This is a genomic window from Clostridioides sp. GD02367 (assembly GCF_045900275.1).
Classification (GTDB): Bacteria; Bacillota; Clostridia; order Peptostreptococcales; family Peptostreptococcaceae; genus Clostridioides; species Clostridioides difficile_A.
This window is the reverse complement of sequence record NZ_JBJODK010000012.1, coordinates 87,308-104,944: the sequence shown is the minus strand read 5'-3', so window position 1 is coordinate 104,944 and position 17,637 is coordinate 87,308. Positions and strand designations below refer to the sequence as shown.

Below are 17,637 nucleotides of genomic sequence, written 5' to 3'. Positions count from 1 at the left end.
TCTTATTACCCTTGAGCTAATTGATGCTTTTTATATGTTATTAATGCTAACTTCATAACTGTAGCTCCATCCATTTTCCCATATACATCTTTATCTATTACTGCAAAGGGTTTGTTTTTTGGTTCTAATATCCCTTTTAAAAAATCTATTTTGTGAGCTATCTGAGGTCCTATAAGTACTATATCCCAATCATCAACTTCACTTTCTATTGAATCTGCTGGTATAGCTGTAAATTCAAAATCTTTTTCATCAAGTTTAGCACTTTCTTTTACTACCTTCTTCATATTTTGCATTAGCATATTAGTAGAAAATCCACCTGCACAACATAATAATATTTTCATAATAATTCCTCCTAAAATTTATATTTTTTATTATCTCTTGAAAGCATTTAAAACTTTCTAAAAGAAAATTTATGTAAATAATTTATTTATACACTACAACTACTTGTCAAGACAATCTATCAAAGCCTCTATCAAGTCTTTTGCTAGTTGAGAAGTCATATAGTGGTCTTGGGCATGTACCATTAAAAGACTCATTGCTGGACTTTCAACATCTTCATTTAAATCTTGAGTTATCAATTCTGTCTGTATTCTATGAGCTTCAATATCTATTTTACGAGCCTCCTCTATTAACAATTTTGCTCCTTTAAAATCTTTTACTTTCACTTTTTTTAAAGCTTCGAAAGCTTTTGATTTACTTTCCCCTGCAGTTGATATAAGCTCCATTATTTGTAACTCTGTTGACATTTTCCTATTCTCCTTTAAATAAAATTTCTTATATGTTTATATTTTTCTTCATCAAAATTTAAGATTAATTGTGTATATAACTTTATAATAGCATCCAAATCTTTATTACTTACTATCGAAAATGCACAATGACCATATCTGACTGGTACACAAGTTACTACACAAGGTTTCCCTTCATTTACAAGATGTGCTTCTCCCCCATCAGTACCACCTGATTCAAACATATCATGTTGAAGTTGTATATTGTTTTTATTAGCAATTTCCATTACATAATCTATTATTTTTCTACTAGGGACTAAAGTCCTATCTCTATGCATTAGCATTATACCTTTATCAATTTGTTTCTGATTTGTATAGTCTCTTACAAACTCGTTCTTAGCACATGCTACATCTATTACAAATACTATATCAGGATTTATTAGCTGTGTTGCTGTCTTTGCTCCTCTTATTCCAACTTCTTCACTACTTGTAGCTGCAAAGTGAATATTACAGTTTAGATTTTTATTCTCTAACTCTTTTAAAACCTCTCCCATCACAAAGCATCCTATCCTATCATCAAAAGCTTTTCCAACTAATCGGTCTTGAAGAGTGAATTCCTCAAAGTTTGTTGTATAGGTTACCATATCCCCAACATGAATCCCTAGATTGTATACTTCATCTTCTGTATATGCTCCAATATCTGCATATATATTTTCAACTTTACCATTATTATATGTGGCATTTATTATAGCAGGTATTTTTTTTCCTTCTCTTGTTGTAATTCTAATTTTTTGAACAAACTGTGCAAGAGGTTTTACTCCCCCTATTGTTATTAGGTGAATCATACCAAGTTTATCTATACTTCTCACCATAAATCCAACTTCATCCATATGAGCACAAATCATTACATTTGGTGCATTTTCATCTTTTATCTTAGAAAAGATTACACTCCCTAGCCCATCACATATAACTTTATCACTATAAGTTTTTAGCTCGTCTAATAAAACTTGTCTAACCTCCTCTTCATTAGATGCTATACCATCTGCTTCTGATAATCTCTTAAAAAACTCTATATTCATGCCTAACCTCCCAGATAGATTTTTAACTTATACATAAACTCTTCATAGGATTGTGACTTATTTAGCATATCTACCATATCCTTATCTGTCATAATCTTACTTAGATATTTAGATATCTGTTTATGAAGCTCTAAATTTCCCTTTATTAATGAAATCATGAAAATAATTTTTGGCACCCTATTTTCATAACTAATATCAGTTTGTATCAAAGCTACTGATATAATATTTTTATTACCTGTCATTTCAATTGGATGAGGTATTGCTACACCATTTGTGTAAATAGTGCTCAAATAACTTTCTCTTTCCCACACATCTCTAGGATAGGTTGGGGAACAAGCTCCTTCATCAACTATGCATTGTGACATGCTATCGAGGATATTCTTATATTTGATTTTGTCTTTTATACATCTAAAGTGATTCTTATCAAACAGACCTAATATATATTGTTTTGGGCTTGATATATTTCCTATATGGTCTGCAAATCTAACACTTTCTTTAATATCTAAATAATCCAGTTCATCTAAAATTTCATTTATAAGTATAACTGGAGCATTTATTTCAAATAAAAGAGTTGTTATTGAAAAAATCAAATCTGGTGCAAATTCTACTACAGGTTTTTCCTCTAGTAATGAAAAATTTTTTATATCAGCATTTGGAAAGATTTCTTTAAGCCTTAAATTTATTAAAAATGCACTACCTCCACCAGAAGAGCATATTATAGCTATCTTATACTTTTTATTAAAATTGGCCTCTTCTCTCTTTTCAAAGGGTACAGCAATATGAGTGGCTATAAAACCTATTTCATCTTGACTTATTTTTATATGATACTCATTTTCTATAATTTTTGAAAACTGAATAGATAAATTAAAAACAGTTGGATATTGTTGGCTTATCTTAACTGAAAAAGGATTTATTATCTTGTGATTCTTCTTTATACGTTCTATTAAACATGCAATATGTAAATAAAATAAATTAAGAAATTCTTTATCCTCTAAAAAATTAGAGTTATACTTTTTGTCTATATCTCTAAAAAATTCATATATTATATCTTGAAGTTTATTTTTGTCTATATTCTTTATAGTGGCTTTCTTATCTTTAGTCCTTAATTTTATAAGTTGTTTTAAATAATACTTTTCATCATGATTAAGATTATATTTTTTATCTTTAAAAATTTTATCTAATAAGTCATCTATAATTAAATCTTCCGTATATAAGTCTAAATCATTAACATCTCTTGCCACTCTCATACTAACTCTTATATACAATATAATAATTTGTGCTAATATTTCCTCAAGCTCTGTTAGGTTGACTTCTAAGTTATGTTCATTAAGAACATTTTTTATTGTACTTCTAATACTATCTAATTTAAATTTATCTATAAATCTATTTCTATACTCTGTTATATTTCTATTCCCTTTAAAATAACTATCCACTAATATACTTTGAATTTCTTTTACAGAGCCTTCTATTTTAATTCCATAATGAGCCTTTCTCTGTAATTTTAATTCTGTATCCTTTATCTTTTCATCTACCTTTTTTAAATCATTTTTTATTTGGGATGAACTTACTAAAAATTTTTTACTTAATTGTTCTATAGTTTTATAACCTTCATTTATTAAAAGTTCTACTATTATAGATTCTAACCGTTGTTCTGGATTTTCAACTAAATCTGAGGGTAAGCTTTTTAGGTAATGCTCGAATTTCTCTTGGTCTTTAATATTTAGAATATATCCTAATTTAGACTTATACTCTAATTTGAAGCCATTACATTCTTTTATAGTTTCTATCTTTTTTATTTCATTTCTGATAGTTCGAGTAGATACCCCCAATTTATCTGCAAAATAATCTATATTTAGATAACTACTACTATTTTTCAATGTCTCAAGAATAATGCGTTCTCTCATATGCCCACCTCCCTCAGTATTATTATCTTTTTCAAAGTAGTATTACAAACAAAAATATCTTCTTACTAAAAATTAAACTCTTAATTTTATTTATATTTACGAAGTTTATATCCTAGTATATTTTAGCATTAAAGTTTATGATACAGATTTCATAATAATAAAATATATAGTTCAATTTTTATTATATTTTAATTATATATGTAATACTTTACCAATAAAAGCTGATATTTTTCATCAATTAAATGAAAAAAATACACTATTATATATAAATGATATAAATTTTTCATATAACAAATATCCTAAACTTATCTAAAATAAATTTAGGATATTTTATTTTTTATGCTTTATTTACAGACCCACATACTTTAATTTTTTCTTTTACAAAGTCCTTTACTGATTGAATTCCTGCCAACCCATATTTTTTAGGGTCTATAACCTCAGAATCTTTACTTAAAACTTTTTTAACTCCATTACTATATGCAATTCTTAATTCAGTTGCGTAGTTAACTTTTCTAATCCCTCTTTTTATAGCCTCTTTTATAATATCATCACGTATTCCCGAACCTCCATGTAATACTAAAGGTATTGAAACTACTTTTTTAATTTCTGATAGTCTGTCTAAATCTATTTTAGGTTCACCTTTATACAATCCATGCGCTGTACCTATAGCTATGGCTAATGAAGATACTCCTGTTCTATCGACAAACTCTTTTGCCTCTTTTGGATTTGTATAATCATTACTATCTCCACCATCTAAATCATCTTCTTTTCCACCAACTTTTCCAAGTTCTGCTTCCACTGGTATAAGAGATGGGCTACATGCTTTTACTACTGATTTAGATAGATATATATTATTTTCAAAACTTTCATGAGAACCATCTATCATTATTGATGTATAACCATCCCTTAAAGCTTTCATTGCAAGTTCAAAACTTGAACCATGGTCTAAATGCATTGCTATAGGTATATTTACTCTCTTCGCTGCAACCTTTGCATTTGCTAGATAATAATCAAGCCCTGCATACTTCACAGTTGATGGAGTCGTTTGTAATATAACTGGAGAATTTAGCTCCTCAGCAGCTTCTATAACAGCAATTACCATTTCCATATTTTCCACATTAAATGCACCTACTGCATACCCTTCATCTTGTGCCTTTTTAAGCATCGATGTTGTTGTTACTAATGCCACATTGATACCCCCCCAAATTATTTAATTATAATATTTTAATAAATATTTTTAGTATTCATATATTGTTACACCTTTTACTACTCTATTTACTGTTCCTGTAACTGATGGTGTATCTGGCTTATTTTCAACTTTTATAGATGCAAATAATGCTATAGTTTGTGCAAATAATATGTATGGCATTGCAAGATACGCATCTGGCAATTTATTATATTTTCCTCCAAACTCAAACTTTGTTCCTGAAAAGTTACTTTCGCCTTCTACAGACACTGCACAAGTGAGTTTGGCAATCTTATCTCTTTTTATTTCTTCTAAAACATCTAAGTCATATTTTCTTGTATATGAACAATTGGATACAAATTCAAATACAAGTGTATTTTTATCAATAAATGATTTGGGACCATGTCTAAATCCCATAGGAGAATCATATACTGTAGCTATTTTCCCTGCTGTAAGTTCTAAAAGTTTTAGTTGTGCTTCTTGTGTAAGACCACCTAATCCTCCTGAACCTAAATATACAACTCTATCAAAATCTTTATTTATTAACTCATGTATTTCGTCTTTTCTATCTATAACATTTCTTCCCATTTCAATTATTGAATGTATATATGACTTTTCTACATCATCTTCTAAACTATCAAATATTAGCATAGCAGATAACATCATACATGAAAAACTTCCAGTCATAGCGAAACCTTTATCATTTGATTTTGATGGCATTAGTAACAAGTAATTGTTTTCATCATTTTTAGCCATTTTAGCCAGTTCGCCTTCTGGATTACAAGTTATAACTAAATGATAAAAATTATCTACAATTTGATTTCCTAAGTTTAGAGCAGCCAAGCTTTCAGGGCTATTTCCACTTCTTGCAAATGAAACTAATAACGTTGGTACATCTTTTTTTAAGTAATCATATGGATTAGAAACTATATCTGTAGTAGGTATTGTTTCAAATATATATTTTCTTATATCATTTTTATTTTTAAGATAAGGGAGTATTGAGTTTCCTACATAAGCTGAAGTCCCAGCACCTGTAAAGATAACTCTAAACTGCCCATGATTACTACTTATTGTATCTATAAACCTACTTAATTTTTCTTTATTAGATTTATATGTTTCATAAGTTTCTAACCATAATTCAGGTTGTTGTTTTATTTCGTTAGTCGTTATTATTGCACCTAAATCTTTTAATTTTTGTTCTTCTAGTTTAAACATTTTCATTCCCCTTTCATACTCATAACACTTAATTTTGGTAATGAGGTTATAACCACTTTTAAATGTAAAAAAAATACTCTTTTATATTTTTTACTTGGACTTTTTATTACTACTAAAACTAATTTTTAAATATACTCTATACATTTTGATTACTCTCATAGATTATTTATAGTTTATCTTAAAAAATTTAATAGAATTATATTATAGGCGTTTTGGCATTTTTATTTTATGATAAAAATTTATTTAAAAAAGTGGTAACTACCACTAATCCAAATATAAATTAATTTAAATTTTTTGTCAATACATAAAATATTTATATCAATCAATTTTATATATTTTTTTAAATTACTTTATCAATTATATTTATTGCACAGTTAATTTACCTTCATAAACTTCATATTTATTTTTTTAGCACAAAGTTTACAAATTTATGTGCCTGAATTATAATCATTTCTATAAATCTAAAAAACACTAGGAGAAACTATTATGAAAAATATAAAAGTCGGTATGATAGGTCTTGGCTCTATAGCTCAAAAAGCATATTTACCTGTATTAACAAAATCTGATAGATTTAAATTTGTAGGAGCCTTTACTCCAAATAAATCCAAAAGAGAAAAAATCTGTAGTGATTATAGGCTCACACCATTTGATTCTATTGAATCTTTAGCTAAAAAGTGTGATTGTATTTTTCTACATAGCTCTACAGAGACACACTACGAAATTATAAAGATACTATTAAATTTAGGTATTCATGTATATGTGGACAAACCACTTGCATCAACAGTAGAGCAGGGAGAAGAGCTTATCGAATTAAGTATGAAAAAAAACCTAAATTTAATGGTTGGATTTAACCGTAGATTCTGTCCTATGTACAAAGAAATCAAAAGGAATGCTACAGAAATTGTATCTATCAATATATGCAAACATGGATTAAATTCTATAAGAAATGTTGGATTTGACAGTACACTTATAGATGACTATATACATGTTATTGATACTGCCTTATGGTTAGCAGATAGTGATGTTAAAATTACTGGAGAGGATTTATTTTTAACAGACAATAAGAATCTAATATTTGTAAGTCATAAGCTTAAGGGTAAAAACTTCTCCATAAATACCTTTATGCATAGAGATTCTGGAACAAAATTAGAACAAGTTGAGATTATTTCAAAGGGTAAAATTCAAAGAGTTAAAAACCTTAATACACTGGAAATAGAAGAGTATGGAAATCTAACTTCAAAACAAAGTGGTGCATGGGTAAATATATTAAAACAAAAAGGTTTTGAGGACATAATAAATCATTTCATTGATTGCTTAGAAAATAGTATAAAACCAGCAATTAGTGGAGAAGAGTGTGTTAAAGCTCAAAGATTACTAGAGAAAATTATCGGTTCAGTAAAATAGATATTTATTATAAAAATAAGCTAGGGATAAGTGTCTCTAGCTTATTTTTATAATGAGACTTGCTTTTTATATATCAAATTCTATTACATACATATCAAACTCATTATATTCACATTAATTCTATTTAACTTAACTTTGTTACTTCAACTAAATTCTGATACTTATTAACTTCTTTTAAGCACACAAAACCTGTTTCCATATTTAGGGCATTACTTATTCCACAAGCATTTGCGAACTTAAGTAAATTTTCTATTTCGTAGCCCCTTAAAATACCCACACTAAATCCAGCTATCGTACTATCTCCACTGCCTACAGTATTTACACATTTTAAAGGTGGTACTTTTACATCATATACACTATCTCTATTTAAATAAACCATCCCATCCTTACCTAAAGATATACATACATTTTCTGCCCCCATTTCAAGAAGTTTTTTTCCTGATAAGATAACTTCCTCTCTTGATTCTATATTAGCTCCTAATAAATTTATTATTTCATCTATATTTGGCTTTATTAAATATGGTTGTGATTTTAAGGCTACTTTTAGCGCATCTCCTGATGTATCTAATATAAATTTTATATTATTTTCTCTACATAAATTACCTAGTTTCTCATAATAGTCTGTTGGCATATTTTCACAATAACTACCAGATGCCACTAATATTTTAGTATTTTTTATTACTTTATCTATGTCATTTTCAAACCTCTCTAAATCACTTTTTCCCACTCTTGGCCCCTTTTCTAGAAATTCTGTACTTATTTTGTTGTCTTCGATTATATTTAGACAATTTCTAGTTTCCTGCTCTATTTTTGTGAATTTATTTTGTATATCTAATTTTTTAAGTTCATTTTTTATAAATTCCCCATTAAATCCACCTAAAAATCCCATAGCTAAAGGTGTTTCTTTTAAAATTTTACATACCTTAGTAACATTTAATCCTTTACCTCCAGCAGTTGCATTTGTACTTACTACCCTTTGTACCTGACCTATGTTTATACTATTTACTCTATACATTCTATCTATAGATGGATTGAACGTTATTACTGTAATCATACTCGATTCTCCTTATTATTAATTTCTCACTTCCATAAAATAAATCAATATGTAAAATATAAAAACTTAGCCTATAATATATTCAAATTGGTAATTACCACTTTGAATATAAATTATTTTATTTATTTTGTCAATGCACCATAACTTCAAGCTAGTTAATAGTATCACTTATTAGATTTTGATTAAATTTTACTCATTGACATAAGTATTTGTATATTTTATAATCAAACTGTGGTAATAACCACTTAGAAAGGACTATTTTTTTATGATAAAAAGAAATGATAAAAGACCAATATATGACCAACTTGTTGAGATATTAAGGACTAAAATTGAAAACGAGATGGAGCCAAATGATAGAATGCTTTCTGAAAGAAAAATTTGTGATGAATATGGAGTAAGTAGGACTACAGTTAGACTAGCAATGGCTGAATTAGAACATATGGGATACATATACAAAAGACATGGAAAAGGTACTTTTGTTGCTGCACTAAGTCAAGATTCCCAAAACTTAATGGACAGTTATAGCTTTACAGATTATATGAGAACACAAGGAAAAAAACCAAGTACAAAAGTATTATCATTTGAGGTAGTAGAAAGTACAAAATATTTTTCTGAGAAATTAGGTATAACTCCTGGTGAAAAAATAATAAAAATAATGCGTCTAAGACTTGCTGATAATCTTCCTATGATGCTTGAAAGAACATATCTCCCTATGAAAGAGTTTACAGGATTGACACAAGAAAAAGTAGAACAAAAACCTCTGTACGAGATATTTAGAGAAGATTATGGGGAAATTATCAAAGTGGCTGATGAGGAATTTTCAGCAGGAATAATATCTGATAAGGAATCAAAGTTATTAGAAGTACCAGGTGATTCACCTTGTCTAAAGTTACTTCGTACGACATATAACGATGATAATATAGTTATTGAATTTACTTTGAGCGTTGCCAGAAGTGATAAATTTGTATATAAAATAAGGCATGTAAGATAGTAAATTTTAAATAGATTTCCAGAAAACTTAATATTTTATAAACTTCAAAACTACAAATGATAATGTAATTTATAAGGAGGTAGTTTTGAAAAATTTTATTTATGCAGATAAATTTTTTATGGAGTATGGTACCAAGGAAAAAGGTTACCTTAGCATAATTGATGGCAAATTTGGTAAATTTCAGAAAGAAAAACCACAAGCTATTGATAGTGTTATAGACTTTTCAGGTAAATATATTGCTCCTGGTTTAGTTGATACTCATATTCATGGCATTTTAGGTGCAGACATCATGGATAATACATTTGAAGCAATAAACACAATTTCAAAAGGGTTGTTAAAATATGGAGTGACTTCTTTCCTCCCCACAACTTTAACTGATTCTATAGATAAACTAAGTGATTCTATAGAAAATATAAGTAATAACTATGATAAAGTTGAAGGAGCAAAAATACAAGGTATTTATTTAGAAGGCCCTTTTTTTACAGAAAAACATAAAGGTGCTCAAAATGAAAAATATTTTAAAGACCCTAGTATTGACATTTTAAAATCATGGCAAAAAAAAGCAAAAAATTTAATAAGAAAAATAGCAATTGCCCCAGAACGTAAAAATTCAATAGAGTTCACAAAATATGCTACCAAAAATAATATATCAGTAGCACTTGGTCATAGTTCAGCTACATTTGAACAGGTTGAACAAGCTGTTAATTCTGGGGCTAAAGTGTTTGTACATATGTATAATGGAATGAGTCCTCTAAATCACAGAGAGCCTGGAATGGTTGGAGCAGCTATGGCACTAAAAAACACTTATGCTGAACTAATATGTGATGGTCATCATGTAAGTCCCATAGCTGCTAAAATAATAATGGATATTAAGTCCAGAAACAATATTGCTTTAATTACAGATTGTATGAGAGCAGGTGCTATGGATGATGGCCAGTATACTCTTGGTAAGTTTAATGTCAATGTAAAAAATGGTGTTGCAAGATTGAGCAATGGAAGTTTAGCTGGGAGTGTATTAACAATGGACAATGCTGTTAAAAATATAGTTAATTGGAATATATCAACTTTAGAGGATGCAATAAAAATGGCTACATATATACCTGCTTTAAGTTGTAATATTGATAATATCTGTGGCTCTATATGCCAAGGTATGGACGCAGATTTTATAGTAATAGATAATGACTTTAATATACATGAAACTTATATAAATGGTATCTGTAAGTATAGAGCTAATAAATAAATTTTATATAAAAATAAAGAGTGGATATTTTCAATTATCCACTCTTTTATAGTACACTTTATTTTATAGTATAAGTTTACAAAAATTAAATCCTATTTATCAATCTGTTCTCTAAGCCACTTAGTTGCTACATCCAGTTGCTTATTTTCATCTTTTTCTTCAATTGTAGGCTTTATTCCTTTTTCATTGATATAATCTCCATTAGGTGTAAAATATTGAGCAGTAGTTAGTTTGTACCCTGTTCCATCTTTTAATCTTACAACTGATTGTACCAACCCTTTACCAAAGGTTGTAGTACCTACAGAAATACCTTCTTTATTATCAACGATTGCAGCTGTTAATATTTCAGCAGCAGAAGCACTTTCTCCATTAGTTAAGACTACTATTGGAAGTCCTAATTTTTCTTTATCAGATTTCAAGTACTCAGTGTTTCCTTTATTATCTTTTGTATATACTATAGTTCCTTCGCCAATTAGCTCATCAGCAACTTCTTTACATATATCCAGCATTCCACCAGGATTATTTCTAAGGTCTATTACTAATCCCTTAATATTCTTTGCTTTTAATTCTTTTAAAGCTTTGTCAAAGTCAGTATATGTACTTGATATAAATTGAGTGATTTCTATATATCCTAAATCATTATCAATTACTTTACTTTCTATACTTTTCTCAACTATTTGTTCTGTCTTTACTTTAAAGTTTAGATGTTTGTCTTCTCTTAATATAGTCAATTCGACTATTTTTCCTTTTTTACCTTTCATCATACGCACAGCTTCATCTGAATTCTTATATGACACAGATTTTCCATTTACTTTTACTAATTTATCCCCTGCTCTTACACCTGCTTTTTCTGCTGGAGAATCTTTCATAGGAACTACCACTAGCCCTCCATCTTTCGATGCACCTATATACATACCTACACCAACATAGGAGCCTTCACTATCATTTATTAAGTCTTCCATTTCATCTTTAGTGTAATAACCAGAGTACTTATCATTTGTACCTAAGAACAAACCTTTTGATGCTCCATCTACTAAGTCAGCATCAGATACCTTTTTATAAAAATCTTGTTTTATAATAGTTTCTAATCCTAACAACTTATCATATTTTTTATAGTCCTCATAGAGTTCCTTCGATATTACAACCTTATTCCCCAATGTTAACTGAAAGGCTGATGTAGTCATCGCCGTTATAATTACTAAAATCACCCCTAAAAAAATAGCTTTCTTCTTTGAAATCACAAGATACATCTCCTTTTACATAAACTATTATTATTATATGACTAGCTGTTATTTTTATTACATTTACCCAAATATATTGCTTTATTATAATAAACTATACTAAAATTTATATTAAATACAATTGCTTTACACATTATAACACATTAAGGGAGGAATATTTTATGAAAAAAGAATTTAGGAAAAAAGTTATTGAATCCAGAAAAAGTAAGAGTGCAGATTTTGTATTTAATAATTCAAATTTAATAACAGAAAAATTACTTCAAATGAAAGATATAAGAAATGCAACTAATATAATGCTTTATCTAGACTTCAATAACGAAGTTCAAACAGATAGTTTAATTCAAAAACTTTTATCCCTAAAGAAAATAGTCTCAAGCCCCATTACAATAAAAGAAAATCATACATTAATCCCTACTCAAATAACAGACTTAAAAGAAGGATTGAAAATTGGAACATATGGAATAAGAGAACCTAAAGAAAAATCACCTACAATCGATATCAAGGCCTTAGATGTTGTAATTGTACCAGCTGTAGCATATGATATAAATTGCTATAGACTAGGATATGGTGGAGGATTTTATGATAGGTTTTTAGAAAACTTAAGAAAAGATGCTATAACTATAGGAATAGCATTTGATTTCCAAATATTCAATTTTATCCCAAAAGAAACTCATGATGCACAATTAAATTATATAGTTACTGAAACTAGAATTATCACACCAGACAATTAGAATAGCAAATATTGTTAATATCATATAGCAAACATCTTAAGTCATGGCTTTTAAAATAATAATAAACACATATCATTTACTTATAATAAAAACCATGACTTTATTATATAAACTACTTAGTTATTTAGTTGAATTTAATTCTATCCTATCTGGAAGCTCACTCATATTTGTTTCAACAACTATGTACGGATAAGAGTCCTCCTTATCTTTATACTTTATCTTGACTCTTAAAACATCTTTTCCTTCTTCACTTACACTTTCTATTTTGTTCATTTCTATACCATATTTATTATTTCCTCTAGTTACTATGATGTATATTTTGTTATCAATTTTAGCTGCCAAAGCTCTTTCTTCATTTGTATACTTATCCATGACATCAAGTATTTTTTCTGGTATTGAATTTCTTTGTAATATCGTATAATCTACAGGCTTAGATTTCTCTACAAACATACTTGGTATGAATATAAATCCCCCTATAACGAATACCAGAGCTATAACTCCATAAATTATACCTTTAATATTAAATTTTACATTCAATCTTATCACTCCTCCCATCTATTCTAAATATATGATTTACAACCTTATCTTAGACTCTAAATTATTGATTAGAATACGTTTATCCATAATTATAAATATATGTAATACTATTAAAAAACATATTCTAAACATTTTATAACACATAAAATAAAAAGAGCTATATTAAAACAATTTAATTGTTTTAATATAGCTCTTTGATTTACAATCTTAAAATATTTATTTATCGCTAACGCCTTCTTGATATCCAGATGTCTTTGTAATCTGTCTATAAAGAACACAGACCAGTATTATGACGCCCATATATCCAGTGTATGGATATAAAATACCAACCAGCTTGTCAAATGGTAGGAATCCACCTATAAGACCTAATATAGCTGTTATTATTGTTATTATCTTAAACTTAGGATGATTATCATCAACAAATCTATTAGTTACTGACCATAATAGAGGCACAGCTGTTGTATATATACCTAATATAAGAATTATTGAGAATAAAACTCCAACTATTGGTGAAATCTTATCAGCTAAGAATAATGAAGGTATTGCTTTTGAATATAGATTTCCTATATCAGAAAGAATAGCTAAGTGCATCATTATAGCTGCTGCCATAAGTGCTACCCCACCTAATATACCACCACAAACAGCTTCTTTTTTATTAGCAGCACTTGCTCCTAATCCTGTTAAGAATGCCATGACAACGATTGTATTATAAGTAGTGTATATTACACCAGATAGGTATGCGTTTGGAACTGGTTTAGTTATCTCTACAGTTCTAAGAACTTCTGCCGCTTGACCTATATTACCTATATTATTAGCTAAACTTATACCACCAACTAAAAGTGTAAAGATTATTATTATAGGTCCTATTCCACCTAGTATCTTTGATAATTTATCAAGACCTAGTGAAACAGTTAATAATGCTACTACTGCCATACCAACTCTACCTACAAATGGATTTAATCCATAGTACTCAGTTAAAGTTGCTCCTGCTCCTGAAATCATTACTACGAAAACACCAAATAAGAATAATGGTCCAAACCACTCAAAGAATATTCCTAAATACTTACCACAATAAACACGATAAATTTTGATAGGTTCTTTAAGTTGAAGTTCTTTACCTTTTGACATAACTGAAGCACCCATCCATGAGAATAATACCATTGAAATTATCCCACCAATAACTCCTGCGAAACCATAAAAAGTGAAAAATTGCATTATTTCCTGTCCTGTTGCAAATCCAGAACCTATTACTGTTGCTACATAAGCTCCTGCGAAACTTATGACTGTTTTAACGTTTACCTTTTCTGACATATCTCAGTTACCTCCCCACGTGAAATTTTTCATCTGCTTAAACAATTCGATAAACTACCTATAATTTCCTTTAACATAAAATACATGATAACTGTTTTAGAGCTTTTTAGTATAATAACTTAAAACTTATAATATATCTTTTATACAGTATACCTCCCTCCATAAGATTTATTAAATTCTTTTTGTCTAAGTAGCTTTTATATATAAAATTAATTTCCCTATAAACTATATATTAGTCATATTTTTCTGAATAGTCAATATATATTTGAATATTTTCTCTATTTTTGTAAAAATTTGAATATTTTATTACATTTTTGATATATTGATATCATGTATAAAAAAGAGAGATATAAATTAATACAGACCTTTATATCTCTCCTTCAAATATATTATATTATTAACAAATATGAATAATTTATATGTCTTAAATTCTTTTTGCAAGAATAGCTTCTTTGACAGCTTTTATTATATCATCACAAGTTAATTCATATTTTTTTAACAAGTCATTTGGAGCACCAGATTCTCCAAATGAATCTTTAACTCCAACTTTTTTTACTATAGTTGGATAAGACTCTCCAACTACTTCACTTACAGCAGAACCTAATCCTCCAATTACACTGTGTTCTTCTACAGTTACTATAGCATTTGTTTCTTTTGCTGTTTTTAATATTAAATCCTTATCTATAGGTTTTATTGTAGACATATTTATGACCCTAGCACTTATACCTTCTTCTTGCAACTTTTCTTGTGCCAGTATAGCCTCATTTACCATAATTCCACAAGCTATAATAGACACATCATTTCCATCTCTTAAAACTGTACCTTTTCCTATTTCAAACTCATAGTTTTCATCAAATAAAATTGGTACTGAGCTTCTTCCTAATCTAACATAAACAGGACCATTATACTTAGCTACTTCAAAAATCATTTTTTCTGTTTCAACACCATCAGCTGGAACAAGAACTGTCATATTTGGTATAGCTCTCATTATAGCAATATCCTCTACACTTTCATGAGATGCTCCATCTTCTCCAACAGTAAGACCTGCATGAGTAGCACAAATTTTTACATTTAGTTTTGGATAGCAAACTGAATTTCTTATAATCTCAAAAGCTCTTCCTGTAGCAAACATAGCAAAAGTACTTGCAAAAGGTATTTTGCCAGCAGTTGATAATCCACAAGCAGCACCTATTAGGTTTTGTTCTGCTATACCCATATTAAAAAATCTATCTGGAAATGATTTATAGAAGTCGTGTGTCTTTGTAGATTTTGATAAGTCTGCATCTAACACAACAACATTGTCATTTATTTGACCTAGCTTTACTAATGCTTTACCATATGCCTCTCTCGTCGCCATTTTACTCATTGTCAGCACCTCCTAGTTCAAGCAAGGCTTTTTCTAACTCTTCATCACTTGGAGCTGTTCCGTGCCATCCTGCTTGATTTTCCATAAAAGATATTCCTTTGCCTTTTATAGTTTTTGCAATTATCATTGTAGGTTTTTTAACTGTTGACTTAGCTATGTCAAGAGCAGCAAATATTTGGTCAAAATCATGTCCATCTATTTCAATTACATTCCATCCAAAAGCTTTAAATTTATCAACTATTGAACCTAAATTCATTACACTTTCTGTATCTCCGTCTATTTGAAGCCCATTATTATCTAAAAAAGCAATTAAATTATCAAGCTTATAGTGTGCAGCACTCATAGCAGCTTCCCAAACAATACCCTCTTGAACTTCTCCATCACCAAGTAAAGTATATACGTTCCATGGTGCATTATCAAGTTTTGATGCCATCGCCATACCACACGCAACTGAAAAACCTTGCCCTAGAGAACCTGTAGATATCTCTATACCAGGCGTACCTTTCATATCTGGATGACCTTGTAACATTCTTCCAATTTTCCTTAGACCATCAAGTTCTTCCTTATCAAAATAGCCTTTTTCAGCCAATGTAGCATATAATGCTGGTGCAGCATGTCCTTTTGATAATACAAATCTATCTCTATCCTCCATTTTAGGATTTGAATAATCCACATTCATTTCATCAAAGTATAACGCAGTAAGTATTTCAACTACTGATAATGACCCTCCTGGATGTCCAGATTTGGCTCTATGTATCATGGAAACTATATCTCTTCTTATGATACGCGCAATCTCATTTAATCCTTTATGGTCTCTCATGCAATTACCTCCCTTGAGTTCGTAATTTTATATCAATTCCATATTATTATATCACTTTTATGCTATTTTTTTGCGTTATTTTTGATTTTCTTAATACACGCTACCAAAATTAAATACTAAAAGATATTTCCAAAGAAAAAAGGGATTGTCTAATAAAAGACAAACCCCTCTTTAAAAAGTAAACAATCCTAAACTTATTTGAAGTCCATCGTCTACTTTTATCATCATATTTTCATCTAGACAACCAATTTTCTCCCTCAGTCTCTTTTTATCAATAGTTCTAATTTGCTCTAAAAGAATTACTGAGTCTTTATTAAGCCCATATTCATTGGAACTTATCTCTACATGAGTAGGTAGTTTGGCTTTATTAATCTGAGATGTTATAGCTGATACTATAACTGTAGGACTATATTTATTACCTACATCATTTTGTATTATCAGAACAGGTCTAACGCCTCCCTGCTCTGAGCCAACAACTGGACTTAAATCAGCGTAATATAAATCACCACGCTTTATTTCACAATTAGTACTCACCTTGGGCAATCTTCCCTTCATTTTTATCATCAGAAGATACTTCTTCAACTGTCATACCTAACTCAGCCAATGACAGATTAATTTGACCCATTTCTCTATAACCCGTTTTCATAGATTCTTTAATATGAATTCTCTTTTTCTGAGTTATATAGAACTGAAAAGCAGCTTTTGCAAAATCTTCTCTGTTACTGTTCTCCATCTGAACTATACTATCAACTTCAGAAATCAGAGAGTCTGGTAAAGTAACTTCTATTTTTTCTTTACTTTTATCGTACACAAAATCGCCTCCCAGATTATAA

18 protein-coding genes are annotated in these 17,637 nt (G+C 29.0%); 4 read left to right on the top strand and 14 right to left on the bottom strand.

The genetic code is table 11. From position 1 onward, the window contains the following. Positions 1–5: 5 nt before the first annotated feature. The 6 genes from Q3223_RS15135 to Q3223_RS15110 all read right to left on the bottom strand — a co-directional run bounded on the left by Q3223_RS15135 (position 6) and on the right by Q3223_RS15110 (position 6,109). The gene (locus Q3223_RS15135; protein ID WP_054271891.1) at positions 6–341 is read right to left on the bottom strand and encodes a PTS sugar transporter subunit IIB; all 336 of its coding nucleotides are present in this window, start codon (positions 339–341) and stop codon (positions 6–8) included. A 99-nt stretch (positions 342–440) separates the two neighbouring features. Next, positions 441–746, bottom strand: a complete 306-nt coding sequence (locus Q3223_RS15130; protein ID WP_054271892.1) for a PTS lactose/cellobiose transporter subunit IIA — start codon at positions 744–746, stop codon at positions 441–443. 14 nt (positions 747–760) lie between these two features. Continuing rightward, on the bottom strand, positions 761–1,804 hold the full coding sequence (ypdE, locus tag Q3223_RS15125) for an aminopeptidase (protein WP_219673917.1): 1,044 nt from the start codon (positions 1,802–1,804) through the stop codon (positions 761–763). A gap of 2 nt (positions 1,805–1,806) precedes the next feature. Beyond that, the gene (locus Q3223_RS15120; protein WP_054271894.1) at positions 1,807–3,708 is read right to left on the bottom strand and encodes a BglG family transcription antiterminator; all 1,902 of its coding nucleotides are present in this window, start codon (positions 3,706–3,708) and stop codon (positions 1,807–1,809) included. Between the two features lie 337 nt (positions 3,709–4,045). Continuing rightward, positions 4,046–4,897, bottom strand: a complete 852-nt coding sequence (gene gatY, locus Q3223_RS15115; RefSeq protein WP_054271895.1) for a tagatose-bisphosphate aldolase subunit GatY — start codon at positions 4,895–4,897, stop codon at positions 4,046–4,048. A 48-nt stretch (positions 4,898–4,945) separates the two neighbouring features. Further along, positions 4,946–6,109 carry an SIS domain-containing protein gene (locus Q3223_RS15110; RefSeq protein WP_054271896.1) on the bottom strand — a complete coding sequence of 388 codons (1,164 nt, stop codon included), beginning with the start codon at positions 6,107–6,109 and terminating at the stop codon, positions 4,946–4,948. Between the two features lie 486 nt (positions 6,110–6,595). Here Q3223_RS15110 and Q3223_RS15105 point away from each other — a divergent pair, with 486 nt between their 5' ends. Then, a complete protein-coding gene (locus Q3223_RS15105; RefSeq protein WP_054271897.1) occupies positions 6,596–7,513 on the top strand; it encodes a Gfo/Idh/MocA family protein in 918 nt (305 codons plus the stop codon). Between the two features lie 124 nt (positions 7,514–7,637). Here Q3223_RS15105 and pfkB read toward each other — a convergent pair whose 3' ends face one another. Continuing rightward, positions 7,638–8,567 carry a 1-phosphofructokinase gene (gene pfkB / locus Q3223_RS15100; protein WP_407812147.1) on the bottom strand — a complete coding sequence of 310 codons (930 nt, stop codon included), beginning with the start codon at positions 8,565–8,567 and terminating at the stop codon, positions 7,638–7,640. Between the two features lie 265 nt (positions 8,568–8,832). On the opposite strand from pfkB, the gene Q3223_RS15095 reads away from it, so the two are divergent. Then, entirely contained in the window at positions 8,833–9,558 is a 726-nt protein-coding gene (locus Q3223_RS15095) for a GntR family transcriptional regulator (RefSeq protein WP_054271899.1), read from the top strand. 85 nt (positions 9,559–9,643) lie between these two features. Beyond that, the gene (gene nagA, locus Q3223_RS15090; RefSeq protein WP_407812146.1) at positions 9,644–10,798 is read left to right on the top strand and encodes an N-acetylglucosamine-6-phosphate deacetylase; all 1,155 of its coding nucleotides are present in this window, start codon (positions 9,644–9,646) and stop codon (positions 10,796–10,798) included. Between the two features lie 92 nt (positions 10,799–10,890). Here the strand turns inward: nagA and Q3223_RS15085 are convergent, their stop codons facing one another. Then, positions 10,891–12,048, bottom strand: a complete 1,158-nt coding sequence (locus Q3223_RS15085) for a S41 family peptidase (RefSeq protein ID WP_219673913.1) — start codon at positions 12,046–12,048, stop codon at positions 10,891–10,893. A gap of 152 nt (positions 12,049–12,200) precedes the next feature. Here Q3223_RS15085 and Q3223_RS15080 point away from each other — a divergent pair, with 152 nt between their 5' ends. Then, complete coding sequence (locus Q3223_RS15080; RefSeq protein ID WP_407812145.1) at positions 12,201–12,770, top strand: 5-formyltetrahydrofolate cyclo-ligase; 570 nt, start codon at positions 12,201–12,203, stop codon at positions 12,768–12,770. A gap of 120 nt (positions 12,771–12,890) precedes the next feature. On the opposite strand, the gene Q3223_RS15075 is transcribed toward Q3223_RS15080, so the two are convergent. The 6 genes from Q3223_RS15075 to Q3223_RS15050 all read right to left on the bottom strand — a co-directional run bounded on the left by Q3223_RS15075 (position 12,891) and on the right by Q3223_RS15050 (position 17,615). Further along, positions 12,891–13,307, bottom strand: a complete 417-nt coding sequence (locus Q3223_RS15075; RefSeq protein WP_054271902.1) for a hypothetical protein — start codon at positions 13,305–13,307, stop codon at positions 12,891–12,893. A 216-nt stretch (positions 13,308–13,523) separates the two neighbouring features. Next, positions 13,524–14,618: a hypothetical protein gene (locus Q3223_RS15070; RefSeq protein WP_219673911.1), complete on the bottom strand. Its 1,095-nt coding sequence runs from the start codon at positions 14,616–14,618 to the stop codon at positions 13,524–13,526. A 424-nt stretch (positions 14,619–15,042) separates the two neighbouring features. Beyond that, the gene (locus tag Q3223_RS15065) at positions 15,043–15,984 is read right to left on the bottom strand and encodes a transketolase family protein (protein ID WP_231301260.1); all 942 of its coding nucleotides are present in this window, start codon (positions 15,982–15,984) and stop codon (positions 15,043–15,045) included. Then, the gene (locus tag Q3223_RS15060; RefSeq protein WP_054271905.1) at positions 15,977–16,804 is read right to left on the bottom strand and encodes a transketolase; all 828 of its coding nucleotides are present in this window, start codon (positions 16,802–16,804) and stop codon (positions 15,977–15,979) included. The genes Q3223_RS15065 and Q3223_RS15060 overlap by 8 nt, the downstream gene beginning before the upstream one ends. A gap of 171 nt (positions 16,805–16,975) precedes the next feature. Further along, positions 16,976–17,359: a type II toxin-antitoxin system PemK/MazF family toxin gene (locus tag Q3223_RS15055; RefSeq protein WP_003421356.1), complete on the bottom strand. Its 384-nt coding sequence runs from the start codon at positions 17,357–17,359 to the stop codon at positions 16,976–16,978. After that, entirely contained in the window at positions 17,328–17,615 is a 288-nt protein-coding gene (locus tag Q3223_RS15050) for a ribbon-helix-helix protein, CopG family (protein ID WP_054271906.1), read from the bottom strand. Before Q3223_RS15050 ends, Q3223_RS15055 begins: the two co-directional genes overlap by 32 nt. Positions 17,616–17,637: the final 22 nt, after the last annotated feature.

What these genes read in the sequence shown, in the direction of transcription:
- Q3223_RS15135 (WP_054271891.1), bottom strand. Translation starts at nt 341, where the DNA reads ATGAAAATATTATTATGTTGTGCAGGTGGATTTTCTACTAATATGCTA.
- Q3223_RS15130 (WP_054271892.1), bottom strand. Translation starts at nt 746, where the DNA reads ATGTCAACAGAGTTACAAATAATGGAGCTTATATCAACTGCAGGGGAA.
- ypdE (WP_219673917.1), bottom strand. Translation starts at nt 1,804, where the DNA reads ATGAATATAGAGTTTTTTAAGAGATTATCAGAAGCAGATGGTATAGCA.
- Q3223_RS15120 (WP_054271894.1), bottom strand. Translation starts at nt 3,708, where the DNA reads ATGAGAGAACGCATTATTCTTGAGACATTGAAAAATAGTAGTAGTTAT.
- Q3223_RS15110 (WP_054271896.1), bottom strand. Translation starts at nt 6,109, where the DNA reads ATGTTTAAACTAGAAGAACAAAAATTAAAAGATTTAGGTGCAATAATA.
- Q3223_RS15105 (WP_054271897.1), top strand. Translation starts at nt 6,596, where the DNA reads ATGAAAAATATAAAAGTCGGTATGATAGGTCTTGGCTCTATAGCTCAA.
- pfkB (WP_407812147.1), bottom strand. Translation starts at nt 8,567, where the DNA reads ATGATTACAGTAATAACGTTCAATCCATCTATAGATAGAATGTATAGA.
- Q3223_RS15095 (WP_054271899.1), top strand. Translation starts at nt 8,833, where the DNA reads ATGATAAAAAGAAATGATAAAAGACCAATATATGACCAACTTGTTGAG.
- Q3223_RS15085 (WP_219673913.1), bottom strand. Translation starts at nt 12,048, where the DNA reads ATGTATCTTGTGATTTCAAAGAAGAAAGCTATTTTTTTAGGGGTGATT.
- Q3223_RS15080 (WP_407812145.1), top strand. Translation starts at nt 12,201, where the DNA reads ATGAAAAAAGAATTTAGGAAAAAAGTTATTGAATCCAGAAAAAGTAAG.
- Q3223_RS15070 (WP_219673911.1), bottom strand. Translation starts at nt 14,618, where the DNA reads ATGTCAGAAAAGGTAAACGTTAAAACAGTCATAAGTTTCGCAGGAGCT.
- Q3223_RS15065 (WP_231301260.1), bottom strand. Translation starts at nt 15,984, where the DNA reads ATGAGTAAAATGGCGACGAGAGAGGCATATGGTAAAGCATTAGTAAAG.
- Q3223_RS15060 (WP_054271905.1), bottom strand. Translation starts at nt 16,804, where the DNA reads ATGAGAGACCATAAAGGATTAAATGAGATTGCGCGTATCATAAGAAGA.
- Q3223_RS15055 (WP_003421356.1), bottom strand. Translation starts at nt 17,359, where the DNA reads ATGAAGGGAAGATTGCCCAAGGTGAGTACTAATTGTGAAATAAAGCGT.